This window comes from Actinomadura meridiana (genome assembly GCF_039537545.1).
Taxonomy (GTDB): domain Bacteria; phylum Actinomycetota; class Actinomycetes; order Streptosporangiales; family Streptosporangiaceae; genus Spirillospora; species Spirillospora meridiana.
Window position 1 is genome coordinate 329,471 of sequence record NZ_BAABAS010000004.1, and the last position, 16,191, is coordinate 345,661.

Annotated in this window: 16 protein-coding genes; 9 read left to right on the top strand and 7 right to left on the bottom strand. The window is 71.6% G+C overall.

Annotated elements, in window-relative coordinates; genetic code table 11:
• Positions 1–203: 203 nt before the first annotated feature.
• Together ABD808_RS05455 and ABD808_RS05460 are read left to right on the top strand one after the other, a co-directional pair.
• Positions 204–893 carry a maleylpyruvate isomerase N-terminal domain-containing protein gene (locus tag ABD808_RS05455; RefSeq protein WP_344890760.1) on the top strand — a complete coding sequence of 230 codons (690 nt, stop codon included), beginning with the start codon at positions 204–206 and terminating at the stop codon, positions 891–893.
• Positions 894–1,035: 142 nt separating this feature from the next.
• Positions 1,036–1,284 carry a hypothetical protein gene (locus tag ABD808_RS05460; RefSeq protein WP_344890763.1) on the top strand — a complete coding sequence of 83 codons (249 nt, stop codon included), beginning with the start codon at positions 1,036–1,038 and terminating at the stop codon, positions 1,282–1,284.
• 38 nt (positions 1,285–1,322) lie between these two features.
• Here the strand turns inward: ABD808_RS05460 and ABD808_RS05465 are convergent, their stop codons facing one another.
• The gene (locus tag ABD808_RS05465; RefSeq protein ID WP_344890766.1) at positions 1,323–1,841 is read right to left on the bottom strand and encodes an NUDIX domain-containing protein; all 519 of its coding nucleotides are present in this window, start codon (positions 1,839–1,841) and stop codon (positions 1,323–1,325) included.
• A 367-nt stretch (positions 1,842–2,208) separates the two neighbouring features.
• Here ABD808_RS05465 and ABD808_RS05470 point away from each other — a divergent pair, with 367 nt between their 5' ends.
• Positions 2,209–3,450 (top strand): esterase-like activity of phytase family protein, encoded by a 1,242-nt coding sequence (locus ABD808_RS05470; protein ID WP_344890769.1) that lies wholly within the window; start codon positions 2,209–2,211, stop codon positions 3,448–3,450.
• A 55-nt stretch (positions 3,451–3,505) separates the two neighbouring features.
• Here the strand turns inward: ABD808_RS05470 and ABD808_RS05475 are convergent, their stop codons facing one another.
• Together ABD808_RS05475 and ABD808_RS05480 are read right to left on the bottom strand one after the other, a co-directional pair.
• Positions 3,506–4,873 (bottom strand): RNA polymerase sigma factor, encoded by a 1,368-nt coding sequence (locus tag ABD808_RS05475; RefSeq protein ID WP_344890773.1) that lies wholly within the window; start codon positions 4,871–4,873, stop codon positions 3,506–3,508.
• Between the two features lie 207 nt (positions 4,874–5,080).
• On the bottom strand, positions 5,081–6,283 hold the full coding sequence (locus ABD808_RS05480; protein ID WP_344890776.1) for an AMP-binding protein: 1,203 nt from the start codon (positions 6,281–6,283) through the stop codon (positions 5,081–5,083).
• 119 nt (positions 6,284–6,402) lie between these two features.
• On the opposite strand from ABD808_RS05480, the gene ABD808_RS05485 reads away from it, so the two are divergent.
• The 3 genes from ABD808_RS05485 to menD all read left to right on the top strand — a co-directional run bounded on the left by ABD808_RS05485 (position 6,403) and on the right by menD (position 9,982).
• Positions 6,403–7,302, top strand: coding sequence for a 1,4-dihydroxy-2-naphthoyl-CoA synthase (locus ABD808_RS05485; protein ID WP_344892838.1), 900 nt, complete (start codon positions 6,403–6,405; stop codon positions 7,300–7,302).
• 65 nt (positions 7,303–7,367) lie between these two features.
• The gene (locus ABD808_RS05490; protein ID WP_344890779.1) at positions 7,368–8,318 is read left to right on the top strand and encodes an o-succinylbenzoate synthase; all 951 of its coding nucleotides are present in this window, start codon (positions 7,368–7,370) and stop codon (positions 8,316–8,318) included.
• The gene (gene menD, locus ABD808_RS05495) at positions 8,315–9,982 is read left to right on the top strand and encodes a 2-succinyl-5-enolpyruvyl-6-hydroxy-3-cyclohexene-1-carboxylic-acid synthase (protein ID WP_344890782.1); all 1,668 of its coding nucleotides are present in this window, start codon (positions 8,315–8,317) and stop codon (positions 9,980–9,982) included. Before ABD808_RS05490 ends, menD begins: the two co-directional genes overlap by 4 nt.
• A gap of 98 nt (positions 9,983–10,080) precedes the next feature.
• On the opposite strand, the gene ABD808_RS05500 is transcribed toward menD, so the two are convergent.
• On the bottom strand, positions 10,081–11,247 hold the full coding sequence (locus tag ABD808_RS05500) for an erythromycin esterase family protein (protein ID WP_344890785.1): 1,167 nt from the start codon (positions 11,245–11,247) through the stop codon (positions 10,081–10,083).
• A 90-nt stretch (positions 11,248–11,337) separates the two neighbouring features.
• Between ABD808_RS05500 and ABD808_RS05505 the strand changes: the two genes are divergently transcribed.
• The 3 genes from ABD808_RS05505 (at position 11,338) to ABD808_RS05515 (ending at position 14,070) form a co-directional block, all read left to right on the top strand.
• Positions 11,338–12,021, top strand: coding sequence for a TioE family transcriptional regulator (locus ABD808_RS05505; protein WP_344890787.1), 684 nt, complete (start codon positions 11,338–11,340; stop codon positions 12,019–12,021).
• 155 nt (positions 12,022–12,176) lie between these two features.
• Positions 12,177–13,229, top strand: coding sequence for a fatty acid desaturase family protein (locus ABD808_RS05510; protein WP_344890790.1), 1,053 nt, complete (start codon positions 12,177–12,179; stop codon positions 13,227–13,229).
• Positions 13,230–13,254: 25 nt separating this feature from the next.
• Positions 13,255–14,070: an Fpg/Nei family DNA glycosylase gene (locus ABD808_RS05515; RefSeq protein WP_344890793.1), complete on the top strand. Its 816-nt coding sequence runs from the start codon at positions 13,255–13,257 to the stop codon at positions 14,068–14,070.
• 7 nt (positions 14,071–14,077) lie between these two features.
• Here ABD808_RS05515 and ABD808_RS05520 read toward each other — a convergent pair whose 3' ends face one another.
• The 3 genes from ABD808_RS05520 to ABD808_RS05530 all read right to left on the bottom strand — a co-directional run.
• A complete protein-coding gene (locus ABD808_RS05520; protein WP_344890796.1) occupies positions 14,078–15,346 on the bottom strand; it encodes a cation:proton antiporter in 1,269 nt (422 codons plus the stop codon).
• A 6-nt stretch (positions 15,347–15,352) separates the two neighbouring features.
• Entirely contained in the window at positions 15,353–15,835 is a 483-nt protein-coding gene (locus ABD808_RS05525) for a cation:proton antiporter regulatory subunit (protein ID WP_344890798.1), read from the bottom strand.
• A gap of 67 nt (positions 15,836–15,902) precedes the next feature.
• A partial coding sequence (locus tag ABD808_RS05530) for a chorismate-binding protein (RefSeq protein ID WP_344890801.1) occupies positions 15,903–16,191 on the bottom strand: 289 nt, incomplete at its 5' end.

Here is a 16,191-nt window from a genome sequence, read left to right on the forward strand (position 1 = left end):
CGTGCGGCGGCATGCCCGATGGCGGCTGGGGCGACACAGCGTCATCGAGTGGCACCGGCCACCGAACTTTGACAGTCTGCCCTCTCGGGGGAGAACGCCGGGGGTCCGCGCCGCGGGGCGTGGGCCGCGACGGCGCGCGGCGGCGTCCGGGCGGAGGGGCTCGCCGCGCAGCACACCGTGCTCTGGACTCGGGGGGAAGTCACGTGGAGCGCACGCCGCCGGACCGGTGCCGCGTATTGGAGTCCTATCAGGACGGGGTGCGGGCGATCCGGCAACTGGCGGAAAGGGTCGGTGACTGGGAGGCGCCGACGCCCTGCGCCGACTGGCGGCTGGTCGATCTCGCCGGTCACCTGCGCTGCGTCGCGGAGAACTTTCTGGAGTACCTTCAGGACGCGCCCGACAGCCGCCTGGCGAAGCTGTTCGCGCAGGACGCGGCGTCGGCGGTGCTGATCAGGCAGCAGGCGCGGCAGAACGCGGCGGAGCTGGCGGTGCTGCCGCCGGAGCCGGGCCCGGAGCGGATCATGGCGTTCGGGGTGTCCGCCGGGGCGTACGCCGACCTGATGCCGGACATGTGGGACCGGACGCATCTGATCTACCGGGGCACCAAGTACACGGTCGGCGACCACGCGGGCGCGGCGTGCGTGGAGTGGCATCTGCACGCCTGGGACATGGCGAGCGCCGTCGGGGCGCGGTACCGTCCGCGCGATCCGGACCTGCTGGTGTCGGCGTGGCACTGGGGCGTCCCGCACCTGCCGCTGGCGTCGGGGGACGCGTGGGAGTCGGTGCTGCGCTCCTCGGGCCGCTCGCCGCGCTGGCCGAGCGCCTCGGAGGGCGGGGAGGGCTCGGGTGGACGGACGCGGGTCCGGCGCGCGTCCCGCCGCAACTCCATCTGAACCCCGCGACTCCATCTGAACGCGGGCGGGGCCTGCACGCGGGCGGGCCTGCACGCGGGCGGGGTGGCGGGTTTCGCGGTCGTGTCAGCGGTCATAGGGCCGGGGGAGGCCCAGGCGAGGCGGGGGAACGGAGACACGACTGATGGCGACGTGCGAAGTCTGCGGCAACGACTACGACATGACGTTCGAGGTGCACGCGCAGGGCGAGGTGCACACCTTCGACTCGTTCGAGTGCGCGATCAGCCGGATGGCACCGATCTGTGAGCAATGCCAGTGCCGCATCATGGGCCACGGTGTGGACGTGGACGGGCACTGGTACTGCGGCGCCCACTGCGCTCGTGTCGCGGACCCGGAACGGGGGCGTCAGGCTAGGGACGCCGTGCTCGCCTGACCCTCGGGAACTCGTCTGATCCTCCGGACGGAGGCCGTTCAGGGGCCGCTCATATGGTGTCCGGTGGTGATGCGGGTGCCGAACGGCTGTTCGCGTCCGTCCTCCAGGTAGACGGTGCGGCGGTCGGCCATGGCCCGCAGGCTCGGGTCCATCCGGCGCGACACGTGCGCCGGCGCCAGCTCGGGGATCTTCTCGGGGGCGACGAGGATGTGGTCGGACAGCTCGTCGGGCGGCAGCCGGATCGAGGTGATCTCCGCGCCGGTGATCGTGCCGCCGAAGACGAACACGTTGACGGCGTCGACGCCGTCGTCGCGGGGGGAGCCCCAGTCGACGCAGGCCAGGCCGTCCAGGCGGGGGACGAGACCAAGTTCCTCCTCGCATTCGCGCACGCATGCCGACAGCGGGGACTCGTCGGCCTCGATCACCCCTCCGGGCAGGTACCAGCCCTCGCTGTAGGTGGGCTTGACCAGTAGGACCCGCCCGAGGTCGTCCAGGAGCAGGGCCGCCGCGGCGCCGCGGGAGCGCGGCAGTGAGGCGTAGTAGGCAAGGTCGGGCATGTACCGAGGTTAGGCGCGATCTTCGCTTCATGATCCGGTGCGTGCGGCGGCCGGGGCCGCATCCGTCCGGAAGATCACCGGGACGCCGCGAATCCGTTCGACAATCGGGCGAATGGCGACGAAAGGGCCATCTTACGAGTCGACAACGCTTGACACGAGATCGTCAAGGCCGCCACCGCTGCCGGAGTCGGCCGCCAGACGCCGCACTGACCTGGGCAAACGTGCGAAATGAATGGCGTTCGACGCCGAGGTGACACCCCGCCACACCGACCGGCACCGAGAAATCCGTCCGTCACCCACGGTGATGCTGGATACTGAGCCTGCTACGGAAAGAACCCAATCGAACGCGAAGGGTGATGGTAGTCAGGTGAACAGGCAGCGGACGATGTGGCGCGCGACCGTCGCGGGGACGGCGATCCTCATGCTGACGGCCGTCCCAGCGGTCATGGACGAGCACCCGGCGGCGGACGCCGCCAACCCCACCCGGGAGGCCGCGCTGGCGGCCGGGGCCGCCGATGCCGCCGCTCCGGCGGGGACGGCGCGGGCCGGGGTGCGGATCACGCGGTTCCTGGGGGAGCGGCGCCTCCCGCACATGATGAAGTTCGAGGGCACCACGGTCGGGGGCCTGTCGGGCATCGACCGCGATCCGCGCACCGGAACCTGGTACATGATCTCCGATGACCGGTGGCGCTACGAGCCCGCCCGCTTCTACACCGGGCACCTCGACATCGACCCGGCGACCGGCGCGTTCTCCGGCGTGAAGCTCACCGGCGTGAGCACGCTGCGGCGGCGGGACGGCTCGCCCTACCCGGGATACGCCAAGGAAGGCTCGGCCGACCCGGAGTCGATCCGCTACGACCCGCGCAGCCGCCGGGTGCTGTGGGGCAACGAGGGCGACCGTCCGGACGAGACGCACGAGGGCATCCCCGTGTCCGACCTGGCGCTGACCTGGGCGGGACGCGACGGCCGGTTCCGTTGGAGCCTGGCCCTCCCGCAGAGCCTGAAGCAGACCGCCGAGCATCGCGGCCCGCGCCGCAACTTCGGTTTCGAGGGCGTGACGCTCACGTCGGACTCGATCGCCGCGATGGTCGAGGGCCCGCGCTACGAGGACGGCGAACCGCCGACCGTGGAGCACGGCGCCGTGTCGCGTCTCACGCTGTGGAACCGCGCCGGGAAGGTCCGCGAGCAGTACGCCTACCCCATCGACAGCCTTCCCGCGGAGCCGGTGCCGTCGACTGGGACGTCCGACAGCGGAGTGTCGGAGATCCTCTCGGTCGACGACCATCGGTTCCTGGCGCTGGAGCGGTCCTGGATCGAGGGCGTGGGCTACAAGGTCGCGCTGTACGAGTTCGACACGCGCGGCGCGACGAACGTCCTGGGCCGGAACAGTCTCACCGCCGGGCAGCGCTACCGTCCGGTGTCCAAACGACTGGTCGCCGACCTCGGTGACTACGCCGACCCCGTGCAGAACTTCGAGGCCCTAGGGTGGGGGCCGCGGCTGAGGTCGGGGGAGTGCGCCCTCGTGGTGGGCTCCGACGACAACTTCAGCGACGAGGAGGTCACCCAGTTCCTGGCGTTCGCGGTCCGCGGCCGGGCGGGGTGCCGGTAGCCCGTGAAATACGGGGGGCCCCGCCGGTTCGGCGGGGCCCTCCTTGGTAGGCGTGTCAGACGGCGAAGTCGAGCAGCGGATGCGCGTTGCTGGGGTGCCGCAGCTTGGACAGCGACTCCTTCTCCAGCTGCCGGATCCGTTCCCGGGTCAGGCCGAGCGCCTTGCCGATCTCGTCCAGGGTGCGGGGCGTCCCGTCGTACAGCCCGAACCGCATCGCCATGATCTTGGCTTCGCGGGGGGACAGGATGTTGAGCGTGCGGCGCAGCTGGTCGGCCATGAGCTGCCGGTCGACCAGTTCGGACGCCTCGGGGCTGTCGGTGTCCTCGATGAGGTCGCCGATGCGGGTCTCGCCGTCCTCCCCGATGGTGGAGTCGAGGCTGATCGGCTGGCGGCTGGTGCGCAGCAGCTCGCGGATCTGCTCGGGGCTCTTGTCGAGCTCGACGGCCAGCTCCTCGGGGGTGGGTTCGCGGCCGAGCCGCTGGTGCATGTCGCGTTCGACGCGGCTGAGCTTGCTCAGCATCTCCAGGACGTGCACGGGCAGCCGGATGGTGCGGGCCGAGTCGGCGAAGCCGCGCTGGATCGCCTGCCGGATCCACCACATGGCGTACGTGGAGAACTTGTAGCCCTTGGAGTAGTCGAACTTCTCCACGGCGCGGATCAGGCCGAGGTTGCCCTCCTGGACGACGTCCAGCAGCGACAAGCCGCGGTCGGAGTACTTCTTGGCGACCGACACCACGAGCCGGAGGTTGGCCTCCAGCATGTGGGCCTTGGCGCGGTGCCCGTCGGCGGCGACCCATTCGAGATCGGCGCGCCGGGCGGCGGACAGGTCCTCGGTCTCCAGCTTGTACTCGGCGTACAGCCCGGCCTCGATGCGCTTGGCGAGGTCGACCTCCTGGTCGGCGGTGAGCAGCTGGCGGCGTCCGATGGCCTTGAGGTAGGTGTGGACGGAGTCGCCCATGGCGGTCGACTGGTCGTCCAGGTCGGTGTCGGTCTCGGCGTCGGCGGCCTCGACCTCGGTGACCTCGAACCCCTCGTCGGCGGTGTCCGCGCGGGGCGCGTCGCCCCCGGGGCCGTTCGCGGCGCCCTTGCGGGTCTTGCGCGCGCCGCCCGCGCGGGCGGCGGCGCCCCTGCGAGAGGTGCGCTTGGCGGAGGCGGGCGTGGCCTGGGCGGTGTCGCCGCCGTCGTGGTCGGCGGCCGCGGCCATCTTGCGGACGGTGTCGGAGTCGCCGGCCAGGCTGACGCCGGCCTCGGACAGCTCGCGCAGGATGGAACGGCCCCGTGCCGGGCTGATGCCCGCCGACTCGAAGGCTCCCCTCACCTCGTCCAGTGAGAGGCGCCCCTGGGCACGGCCACGCATGAGGAGGTCGTCGAGCGCGGGGCTCGTCGACTCCGTGAGCGGGGTCTCTGCGGCGCTTCGCGGCATGAGGACACCCCCCTCCCTTCCGGTGGTGTGAGTGCGGCGCGGGTCGTGTTCCCTCGTGGCGCACGCACTTAACGGAACGTCGCACGACGGGGTCGTTGTTCCCGGCGGCCCGTGATCGGCGCTCCGCGGTGGACCGTGGAAGAGCGATCCAGGAGGTCAAGGTGCCCGACGTGGGCGGTTTCACACCGCCTACCCCCAAACTGGACCTTACTGCGTAAAGGCGCCGGGCCCGTCAACCGGACAACGCAACCGCACCCGATCAGGCTTCCCGGACGGAAGCAGCGGGATCGCGTCGACCAGCTCCAGCTCGTGGGGGGCCGCGTGGGCGGGCATCGTCTCGCGGATGAAGGCGCGCAGCTCGGCCAGCTTCGGCTCGCCGCACGCGCCGGGGACGACGATGGCGGTGACCCGTTCGCCCCACCCGGGGTCGGGGCGTCCGACCACGACGACGTCGCGGACCTGCGGGTGGCGGGCCAGAGCGGCGGCGACCTCGCCCGCGACGACCTTCTCCCCGCCGGTGTTGATCACGTCGTCGATACGGCCCCGGACGCGGAGCCGTCCGCCCTCCAGGACGCCGAGGTCCTGGGTGACGAACCAGTCGCCGTCCCGAGACCCGGTGGCCTGCCCGGGACGCGCCCGGTATCCGGTGAACAGGGACGGCCCGGCGAGACGGATCCGGCCGCCCTCGCCGAGCGCGACGCGCATGCCGGGCAACGGCGTCCCGTCGTAGACGCAGCCGCCGCAGGTCTCGCTCATGCCGTAGGTGGTGACGACGCGGGCACCCCGGTCGCGGGCCTCGGCGAGAAGGCCGGGCGGCGCCGCCGCGCCGCCGAGGACGATCACGCCGTGCCGGGCCAGGTCGGCGCCCACGTCCAGCAGGCGCCGCAGTTGCGTCGGGACGAGCGAGATGTGCGCGCCCCCCGCGCCCTCCGCACTCTGCGCGGCGGTGACGGCGGCGACCTCGAAGCGCGGCATGATGATCGGCTCGGTCCCGGTGAGGAGGGACCGCACCAGGACCTGGACGCCGGAGATGTGGCTGGTCGGCACGCAGCACAGCCACCGGTCGCCGGGCGCGGCGCCGATGCGGGCGAGGGTCCCGGCGGCCGAGTGCCGCAGCGCGGCGGCGGACAGCTCGACGAACTTGGGGGCGCCGGTGGAGCCGGACGTGGCGATCAGCACGGCCGTGTCGGCGCTCACGGGGACGCGCCCGGCGCGGGAACGGTACGGGACGAGCCCGTCCGAGGTGTGGACGGCGTCCGGCGCCAGGGTGGCGAGCAGGTCACGAAGAGCGGGCTTGGGCAGGTCGGGGGAGAGGGGGCAGATCGCCGGGCCGCCGTCGAGGGCGGCCTCGAGCGCCCGGAACAGGTGCGGGCCCGGGGGCAGGACGGCGGCGTGCAGCGGGCGATCCATGATCTCATCAGGGTAGACGACCCCGCTGAACGTGTTCAAACATGGGGGCTGTTGAATGGTGTCGTGCGCGGCGGTCCGGCGGGCGCGACCCCCCGGACGGAGAGGAAGACGAGGACGCGATGGTCTCGGAGCTGTTCGACGCGGACGCCTGGAAAGAGGTCGAGGGGTTCGGCTTCACCGACATCACCTACCACCGTGCGGTGGCTCACGGGACGGTCCGGGTGGCGTTCGACCGGCCCGAGGTCCGCAACGCGTTCCGTCCCCACACGGTGGACGAGCTGTACCGGGCGCTCGACCACGCGCGCATGTCGAGCGACATCGGCTGCGTGCTGCTGACGGGCAACGGGCCGTCCCCCCGCGACGGCGGCTGGGCGTTCTGCTCCGGCGGCGACCAGCGGATCCGGGGCCGCGACGGCTACAAGTACGCCGAGGGTGAGACGTCCGACACGATCGACCCGGCGCGGGCGGGGCGGCTGCACATCCTGGAGGTGCAGCGGCTGATCCGGTTCATGGGCAAGCCGGTGATCTGCGTGGTGCCGGGCTGGGCGGCGGGTGGCGGGCACAGCCTGCACGTGGTGTGCGACCTCACGCTCGCCAGCCGGGAGCACGCGCGGTTCAAACAGACCGACGCCGACGTGGCGAGCTTCGACGGCGGGTTCGGGTCGGCGTATCTGGCGCGGCAGGTCGGGCAGAAGTTCGCCCGCGAGATCTTCTTCCTCGGCGACACCTACGACGCGGAGGCGGCACACCGGATGGGCATGGTGAACGCGGTCGTCCCGCACGCCGAGCTTGAGGCGACGGCGCTGGAGTGGGCGCGCAAGATCAACGGGAAGAGCCCGACGGCGCAGCGGATGCTGAAGTTCGCGTTCAACCTGGTCGACGACGGTCTGGTCGGGCAGCAGGTGTTCGCGGGCGAGGCGACGCGGCTGGCCTACGGCACCGACGAGGCGGCTGAGGGCCGCGACTCGTTCCTGGACAAACGCGACCCCGATTGGTCACGTTTCCCGTGGTACTACTAATGGTCGAACTCATGGTGTGATCCGATAAAACGGTGATTGGGCGGGCAGGTCAGGGGGTCTGGCGGGTGCGGGTGTACTCCATCCCGATGCGGACGCGGTTCCGCGGTGTGACGCGGCGGGAGGGCGCGCTGATCGAGGGCCCCGCCGGGTGGGGGGAGTTCTCGCCGTTCGCCGAGTACGGCCCGGCCGAGTGCGCCCGCTGGCTGGCGGCGGCGCGGGAGGCCGCCCACGACGGCTGGCCGGAGCCGGTGCGCGACCGGGTGCCGGTGAACGTGACGATCCCCGCCGTCGGCCCGGACCGGGCGTTCGCGATGACGAAGGAGTCCGGCTGCCGCACCGCGAAGGTGAAGGTCGCCGAACGCGGGCAGACCGACGCCGACGACCTGGCTCGGGTGGAGGCGGTCCGCGACGCGATCGGCCCGGACGGCCGGGTCCGCATCGACGTGAACGGCGCGTGGGACGTCGACCACGCGGCCAGGATGATCCGGGCGATGGACCGGTGGGGGCTGGAGTACGCCGAGCAGCCGTGCGCGACGTTGGACGAGTTGGCGCTGGTGCGGCGGCGCGTGGACGTTCCGATCGCGGCGGACGAGTCGATCCGCCGCGCCGAGGATCCGCTGAAGGTCCGGGCCGCCGAGGCCGCCGACATCGCGGTGCTGAAGGTGCAGCCGCTCGGCGGCGTCGTGGCGGCGCTGCGGGTCGCGGAGGCGTGCGGATTGCCGGTGGTGGTGTCGAGCGCGGTGGAGACGTCGGTGGGGCTCGCGGCGGGCGTGGCGCTGGCGGCCGCGCTGCCGGAACTGCCGTACGCCTGCGGCCTGGGGACGCTGTCGCTGCTGGAGGGCGACATCGTCCATGATCCGCTGGTGCCGGTGTCGGGTGAGCTGCCGGTGCGGCGGCCCGTGGTGGACGAGGAGGCGCTGCGCCGCTGGGAGGTGCCCGCCGCGGGCTGGCGGAGCCGGGCGCTCGACGCGCAGGCGCACCTGGACGGCCCTCCGGTGATCGAGGCGGCCCCGTGAACCCGGCGACGGCGCTGGCGACCGTCCTGGTGGACGAGTTGCTGCGCTGCGGCATGACCGACGCGGTGCTGGCGCCGGGATCGCGGTCGGCGCCGCTTGCATTGGCGCTGCACGCCGCCGAGGAGGCGGGACGGCTCCGGCTGCACGTGCGGATCGACGAGCGGTCCGCGTCGTTCCTGGGGCTCGGCCTGGCGAAGCGGTCGGGCCGGCCGGTGCCACTGGTGTGCACGTCGGGGACGGCGGCGGCGAACTTCCATCCGGCGGTCGTGGAGGCGCACGAGTCGGGCGTGCCGCTGATCGTGATCACGGCGGATCGTCCGCCGGAGCTGCGCGACACAGGCGCGAACCAGACGATCGACCAGGTCAAGCTGTACGGGACGGCCGTGCGGTGGTCGTCGGAGATCGGCGTTCCGGAGAACCGTCCCGGGATGGTGGCGTACTGGCGGTCGCTGATGAGCCGGGCGTGGGGCCTGGCGCAGGCGCCGGTGCCGGGCCCGGTGCATCTGAACGCGGCGTTCCGCGAGCCGCTGATCCCCGACGGCGACAACTCGTGGTGCGAGCCGCTCGACGGCGACGAGACCGGCGCGTGGACGAAGGTCCGGGCCGCGACGCCGGGCTCGGTCCTGCATGTGCCGCCGACCCGCCGGGGCGTGCTGGTGGTCGGGGACGGCGCGGTCAACGTGAAGCGGTACGTGGCGGCGGCGTCGATGGCCGGGTGGCCGGTGCTCGCCGAACCGAACGGCAACGCCCGCTACGGTGACCACGCGTTGTCGTCGCATCATTTCCTGCTGGGCGTCCCGGAGTTCGTGGAGCGGCACCGTCCGGAGGTGGTGGTGACGCTGGGCAGGCCGGGGCTGTCACGTCCGCTGCTGTCGCTGCTGCGGCGCGCGGCGGAGCACATCGTCCTGGCCCCGGACCTGGCGCACTGGCCCGACCCGGTCCGGTCGGCGACGCAGGTCGCGCCGGAGGTCGAGATCCCGGTGGTGTCGGGCGACGACACATGGCTGAAGTCGTGGCGGTCCGCCGACCTGGCCGCGTCGGCGGCGGTCGACGAAGTCCTGGACGCGGTCCCCGAGGTGACCGAGCCGCGCCTGGCCCGCGACCTGGTGGCGTCGGTGCCGGGCGGGTCGCTGCTGTTCACGGCGGCGAGCATGCCGATCCGGGACCTGGACCAGGTGATGCGGCCCCGGCGCGGCATCCGGATCATGGCGAACCGGGGCGCCAGCGGCATCGACGGGCTGGTGTCCACGGCGATGGGCGCGGCCCTGGCGCACAGCGGCCGCTCCTACGCGCTGCTGGGTGACCTGGCGTTCCTGCACGACCAGAACGGCCTGATCATCGGGCCGTGGGACGCGCGTCCCGACCTGGCGATCGTGGTGGTCAACAACCAGGGCGGCGGAATCTTCTCGCTGCTGCCGCAGGCGGCCCTGTCCGGGTCGTTCGAGCGGGTCTTCGGCACCCCGCACCGGGTGGACCTGGAGGCGGTGGCGGGGGCGCACGGCGTCCCGTACCGGCGGCTGGACGCGGCGGCCGACCTACCGAAGGTGATGGCGGGGGAGGGCCTGCGAATAGTGGAGGCCCGCACCGACCGCCACACGAACGCGACCCTGCACGCGGACATGCGCCACGCCGCCCACGCGGCCGTCCGCGCGACCCTCACCTGACCGGCCCGCGGGGCCTGGCCTCCCTTAAAGCTTCATCTTTCAATTTACAACGTAAAGGCATCGGGCAGTGCCACCCTCCACCCGCACCAAAACCAAAATCAACCCAGCTGCCGCAACCTGACAACCTCCTTGAGGTAGACAACGCCGTCGATGGTGCCGAGGTGGACCGGGTCGAGCGGGAAGTAGGCAAAGTCGCGGGAGACGCGCGGATCGGGCAGGGGGACGGTCTCGGCCAGACGGTGGGCGTCGACGAGGGAGCGGTCCCACAGCAGCGTGGACAGGGCGCCCTCGACGGTGCCCGGGGCTGGGGCGTCGTCGGCGACCGTCCCGAACGCTGAGGCCAGGAAGGCGTACCGGTCGCCCAGGCGCGTCCCGGCGATGGCTCCCGCGCTCCACCACTCCAGCTGCTGGTCGCCGAAGGCCATGAGGCTCTTGTTCCGCTGGAGGTGGAGGTTGGAGGCGTAGACAAGGGCCGGGCCGTGGTCGGCGATGGCGCACAGGTTGGCGGCCATCATGGCGTCGCGGAGTGCCGACAGCCGGGTCCATCGAGCGGGTGATGTGTCGGCCATCCACGCGTGGTAGCGGAGCAGCCCGACGGCGGTCCGCCCGTACAGCGCGGCTCGCTCGGCGTCCCGCGCGCTCAGCCCCGGTGCCTGGGTGTCGAGCAGGGCGACGAGGTCGTCGGTGATCACCCGTAGCCGCTCGGCGTCGGCGGACCGGCCGATCGACTGGGACGGGTCCATGACCGTGGCCTCGTTCGTCCACCGTTCGTCGGGGCCGAGCAGCGCGTCGAGGGTCTCCCTGGTGCAGGGGAGGGGCTCGTCGAGGAGGGCGTGGAGGCCGATGAGGGCCTGGCGCGGGCTCTCGGCCCAGTACTCCAGTGGGCCGTCGATGCCGAAGAACCGGAGCTTGTGGTCATGCGCGTCGTTGTAGTCGCGCATCCAGCGTATGAGTTCGCGGTTGGCGGGGGAGGTGCCGAAGTCGTGGCTGAAGCCGTGTTCCATGACGTCGTCGAGGGCGCCGGTGCCCGTCGTGATGAAGTCGTCCACGAGGAGCCCGCGGAGGCAGTCGCTTTCGATGGCGAAAGAGCGGTAGCCCTCGTGCTCGACCAGGTGCCGGAAGAGGTCGTTGCGCAGTTCGCCGAGCTCTTCCACGAAGTGTCTGGCCTCACCCAGTCCGAGTAGCAGGGGCTTGGTCGGCATCGTCCGCAGGAACGCCGAGAGGCCCGCGCCGTCGAGCATGCGTGCGGTGTCCGTGATTTCCATACCTTCGACGGTATCGTTGAACTTTCGAGTGAAACTTTTCGCGAGAATGCGAGTCTGTTTCGCGATGAACTCTCAAACGGTGGTGCAGCTGTGAGGCCGGTGGATCTGGCGCGTGAGCATGGCCTGTCCACGCAGGCGGTCAGGAACTATGAGGACGCTGGTGTGCTGCCCGCCGCCGACCGCACCGTCCACGGCTATCGCACGTACACGCCGCTGCACGCGCAGGCGTTGCGCGCGTTCGTGGCGCTGGTGCCCGCGCATGGTCATCGGACGGCGACGTCGATCATGCGGGCGGTGAACGAGGGTGCGACGGAGGAGGCGTTGCGGTTCGTCGACGAGAGCCACGGTCAGCTCCTCGATGACCGCCGCACCCTGCAAGCGGTGGAGGCCGCGCTCGGTGATCTGGCTCCTGTGCCGCAGGAGCTCGGTGACACGTTCATCGGCCCGTTGGCGAGGCGGCTCGGTCTGCGTCCGGCGACGTTGCGTAAGTGGGAGGAGGCCGGGTTGGTGCGGCCGAGCCGTGATCCGCGGACGGGCTACCGGGTGTATGACGCGGCGGATGTTCGGGACGTCCGGTTGGCGCATCAGCTGCGGCGGGGCGGCTATCTGCTGGAGCAGATCGCTCCGTTGATCGCGCAGGTCCGTGCCGCCGGTGGTGTGGGTCCGTTGGAGTCGACGCTGCGTGACTGGCAAGCGCGCCTGTCCGCGCGGGGCCGAGCGATGCTCAAGGGTGCCGCCGAGCTCGACGCGTACCTGGCCGCGCGCGATCTCTGAGGGCCGGGTCGTGTCCTGGTGGTGCCGGGAGGCGAGGCGCATGGTGGGTTGGCGGGACTTGGGAGCCAGGTCGTGGATGGCTCCGTAGCGGGTTACTAACGCGGTTTCACCCTCCGTAGTCTTGGGAGTTGTCCCACTGTGTCGTTGGAGGCGCCATGGCCATGACCCTGCCCGCACCGCCCGTTTCGTCCGCCGCGAGGTCGCGGGGGGAGGCCGGGTCGGGTGGCAGTGACTTCACTCCGTTGGCGCGGCGCGTTCGTGCGAGCGGGTTGTTGGCGCGGCGTCCCGGTTACTACGCGCGGGCGATCGGGGTGAACCTGGTCGCGACGGTGGCGCTGTGGTGTGCGGTCGCGTGGGCGGGGGCTGGGTGGTGGACGGTGTTGCTCGGTGTCCCGTTGGCCATGGTCGCGACCCGTACGGCGTTCCTGGGGCATGACGCGGGGCACCGGCAGATCGCGCGGAGTGCGCGCGTGAACCGGGTGCTGGGTCTTCTGCTGGGCAACCTGCTGTTGGGGATGGGGCATGGCTGGTGGAGCGATAAGCACAACCGGCATCACGCGAACCCCAATCATGTCGGTAAGGATCCCGATGTGGGTGAGGGGATTCTGGCGTGGACGGAGGAGCAGGCGGGGCGGCAGCGCGGTGTCTTGAGGTGGGTGGCGCGGCATCAGGCGGCGTTGTTCTTCCCGTTGCTGACCTTGGAGGGTGTGAACCTCAAGGTGGGCAGCCTGATGTTCCTGCGGGGCCGGTCGCGCCGTGACCAGCTGGTCGAGGGCGGTCTCCTCCTGGCGCACACCGTGGGGTACCTGACTCTCGCGTTCTCGTTGCTGCCGGTGGGGCAGGCGCTGGTGTTGATCGCCCTTCAGCACGCGATGTTCGGGGTGCATCTGGGTGCGGTGTTCGCGCCGAATCACAAGGGGATGGCGATGCCCGCGCCGGGGGAGCGGTGGGATCACCTGCGGCGGCAGGTGCTGACGTCGCGGAACGTGCGCGGCGGGGTGGTGACGGACTGGTTGATGGGCGGGTTGAACTACCAGATCGAGCATCATCTGTTCCCGAGTGTTCCGCGGTGCAATCTGCGTAAGGTGCGGCCGTTGGTGCGTGCGCATTGCGCGCAGTTGGGTGTCCCGTATGCGGAGTCGGGGCTGGTGGGGTCGTACCGGTTGGCTCTGGGTCATATGCGTGCGGTGGGTGAGCCGTTGCGGTAGGGCCGCTGGCGTTATGCTCCGGGCCATGCCCGAGGGACATACGATTCATCGCCTGGCCGCCGAGCATCAGCGGATGTTCGGCGGCCGTCGTGTCGCGGCGTCGAGCCCGCAGGGGCGTTTCGCCGGTGGCGCGGGGATGTTGGACGGCCGCGTGCTTGAGGACGCGGCCGCGCACGGCAAGCATCTGCTGCTCGGTTTCGGTGACGACCGGGTGTTGCACGTCCATCTGGGCATTTACGGCAAGTACGTGTTCGGGGAGGGTCCACCCCCGGAACCGGTCGGAATGGTCCGCCTCCGCCTCACAGGCGAGGTGGGCTACGCGGACCTACGCGGCCCCAACACCTGTGAGCTCCTCGAACCGGGCGAGGTGAAGCTGCTGCGCGATCGCCTGGGCCCCGACCCGTTGCGGGCGGACGCCGATCCGGCGCTGGCGTGGCGGCGGATCGGCCGGTCGCGGACGTCGATCGGCGTGCTGCTGATGGATCAGTCGGTGGTGGCGGGGCCGGGGAACATCTACCGGGCGGAGGTGCTGTTCCGGCAGGGGATCGATCCCCGCCTGCCGGGACAGAAGCTGTCGGCGGCGCGGTGGACGGCCGTCTGGGACGACCTGGTCGCGTTGATGGCCGACGGCGTGCGGGCCGGACGGATCGACACAGTGCGTCCTGAGCACACCCCGGAGGCGATGGGTCGACCGCCGCGCGTGGACGGCCACGGCGGCGAAGTGTATGTGTATCGGCGTGCGGGGCAGCCGTGTCTGGTGTGCGGGACGCCGGTGGCGGTGGGGGAGTTGGCGGGCCGGAACCTGTTCTGGTGCCCGCGCTGCCAGGCCCCGTCCGCCTGAAAGAGGCTCAGGCGGTCTCGGGGGCGTCGGCCGCGCTGTCAGTGACGCGTCCACCATCGGCGGTGGTGCGGGAGGTGGCGACGGGGACATCGTCGTCGGTTTGGGGTGCGCGGTGTGCGGTGCGGCGGGCGCGGAGGCGGGCGGCGAGGGGTTCGGTGGTGCGGGCGAGGACGGGTCCGGCGACGGCGAGGATGAGGACGTAGGCGGCGGCGAGGGGGCCGAGGCGGGGGTTGGTTCCGGCGGTGACGGCGAGTCCGGCGATAACGATGTTGAATTCGCCGCGGGGGACGAGGGCGGCTCCGGCGCGGAGGCGTCCGGTGGGGGCGACTCCGGCGCGGCGTGCGGTGTACCAGCCGGTGGCGGCTTTGGTGAGGATGCCGATGGCGGCGAGGAGGGCTGCGACGCCGAGGACGGGGGGCAGGTCGCCGGGGTCGGTGTGGAGGCCGAAGAACACGAAGAACACGGCGGCGAACAGGTCGCGCAGTGGGGTGAGGAGTTTCTGGGCGGTGTGGGCGAGCGTCCCGGACAGGGCGATCCCCACAAGGAACGCGCCGACGGCCGCGGACACCTTCAACTGTTGCGCGACGCCCGCGACCAGAAGGGTGAGACCGAGGACCTTCAGCAGCAGAACCTCTTCGCTGGGTGAGGCGACGAACCGTTCGACGAGGCTGCCGTGGCGGAGGGCGACGTAGAGGATGGCGGTGATGGTGGCGGCGGCGATGGCGAGTGCGGCGGCGCCGCCGAGGAGTCCGGCTCCGGCGAGGAGGGCGGTGAGGATGGGGAGGTAGGCGGCCATGGCGAGGTCTTCGAAGACCAGGACGGACAGGACGGCGGGGATTTCGCGGTTGCCGAGCCAGCCGAGGTCGCCGATGACCTTGGCGGTGATGCCGGAGGAGGTGACGTAGGTGATGCCCGCCATGGCGACGGCGGCGACGGGTCCCCAGCCGAGCAGGAGGGCGGCGATGGCGCCGGGGGCGGCGTTGAGGACGAGGTCGGTGAGACCGACGGGTGCTGAGGTGCGGAGGGTGGCGACGAGTTCGTCGGCGGTGTATTCGAGGCCGAGGGTGAACAGGAGCAGGATGACGCCGACCTCGGCGCCGATGGAGACGAAGTCCTCGCTGGTGGTGAGGGGGAGGATGCCGCCTGCGCCGAAGGCGAGCCCGGCGATGAGGTAGAGGGGGATGGGGGAGATGGAGAACCGGACGGACACGGCGCCGAGGAGGCCGAGGCCGAGGATGATGGCGCCGAGTTCGATGAGTTGGACGGCCGACTCCATGCCCGGTCAGCCGTGGGTGAGGATGTCGGCGACGGCTGCGGTGCCGTCGCCGGTGCCGACGACGACGACGATGTCGCCTGCGGTGAACACGAAGTCGGGGCGTGGGCTGGCGATGACCTGTCCTTCGCGGACGACGGCGACGATGGAGGCGCCGGTGCGGGTGCGGGATCGGGTGTCGCCGAGGGGCCGTCCGTCGTAGGGGGAGCGGGGGGCGATGGGGATCTGTTCGGTGACGAGGCCCTCGACCTGGCGGTGGAGTTCGGCGAGGTGTTCGACGATTCGTCCGGTGCCGAGGAGTTCGGCGATGGCGTTGGCCTCGTCGGGGGTGAGCGCGACGGTGGCGACGCAGGTGTCGGGGTCTTCCTTGTCGTAGATGACCAGGTCGCGGCGGCCGGAGCGGTGGGAGATGACGCCGATCTGGCGGCCTCGTCCGGTGGTCATGACGTGTTGCAGGCCGATGCCGGGCAGGGCGGTCCGTTCGACGTCCACGGTTTTGCGTTTCCTTCGGTTCGTGCTGGTTGTGGGGTTGTCGATGAACGGTACCCGGTGTGGGTGGTCAGCCTCGCAGGGCGTCGCGCATGACGCGGAACTTGGTGTGGGCCTCGGCGAGTTCGGCGGCGGGGTCGGAGTCGGCGACGATGCCGCAGCCGGCGAACAGGCGGGCGCGGGTGCCGTCGAGGTCGGCGCAGCGCAGGGCGATGCCCCATTCGCCGTCGCCGCGGGCGTCGATCCAGCCGACGGGCCCGGCGTAGCGGCCGCGGTCCATGCCTTCGAGGTCGCGGATGAGGTCGCGGGCGGTGGGGGTGGGGGTGCCGCAGACGGCGGGCGTGGGGTGCAGCGCGGCG

Coding starts and splice junctions, on each gene's coding strand:
- ABD808_RS05460 (WP_344890763.1), top strand. CDS start 1,036: ATGGCGACGTGCGAAGTCTGCGGCAACGACTACGACATGACGTTCGAG.
- ABD808_RS05465 (WP_344890766.1), bottom strand. CDS start 1,841: ATGCCCGACCTTGCCTACTACGCCTCACTGCCGCGCTCCCGCGGCGCC.
- ABD808_RS05475 (WP_344890773.1), bottom strand. CDS start 4,873: ATGCCGCGAAGCGCCGCAGAGACCCCGCTCACGGAGTCGACGAGCCCC.
- ABD808_RS05480 (WP_344890776.1), bottom strand. CDS start 6,283: ATGGATCGCCCGCTGCACGCCGCCGTCCTGCCCCCGGGCCCGCACCTG.
- ABD808_RS05485 (WP_344892838.1), top strand. CDS start 6,403: ATGGTCTCGGAGCTGTTCGACGCGGACGCCTGGAAAGAGGTCGAGGGG.
- ABD808_RS05500 (WP_344890785.1), bottom strand. CDS start 11,247: ATGGAAATCACGGACACCGCACGCATGCTCGACGGCGCGGGCCTCTCG.
- ABD808_RS05510 (WP_344890790.1), top strand. CDS start 12,177: ATGGCCATGACCCTGCCCGCACCGCCCGTTTCGTCCGCCGCGAGGTCG.
- ABD808_RS05515 (WP_344890793.1), top strand. CDS start 13,255: ATGCCCGAGGGACATACGATTCATCGCCTGGCCGCCGAGCATCAGCGG.
- ABD808_RS05520 (WP_344890796.1), bottom strand. CDS start 15,346: ATGGAGTCGGCCGTCCAACTCATCGAACTCGGCGCCATCATCCTCGGC.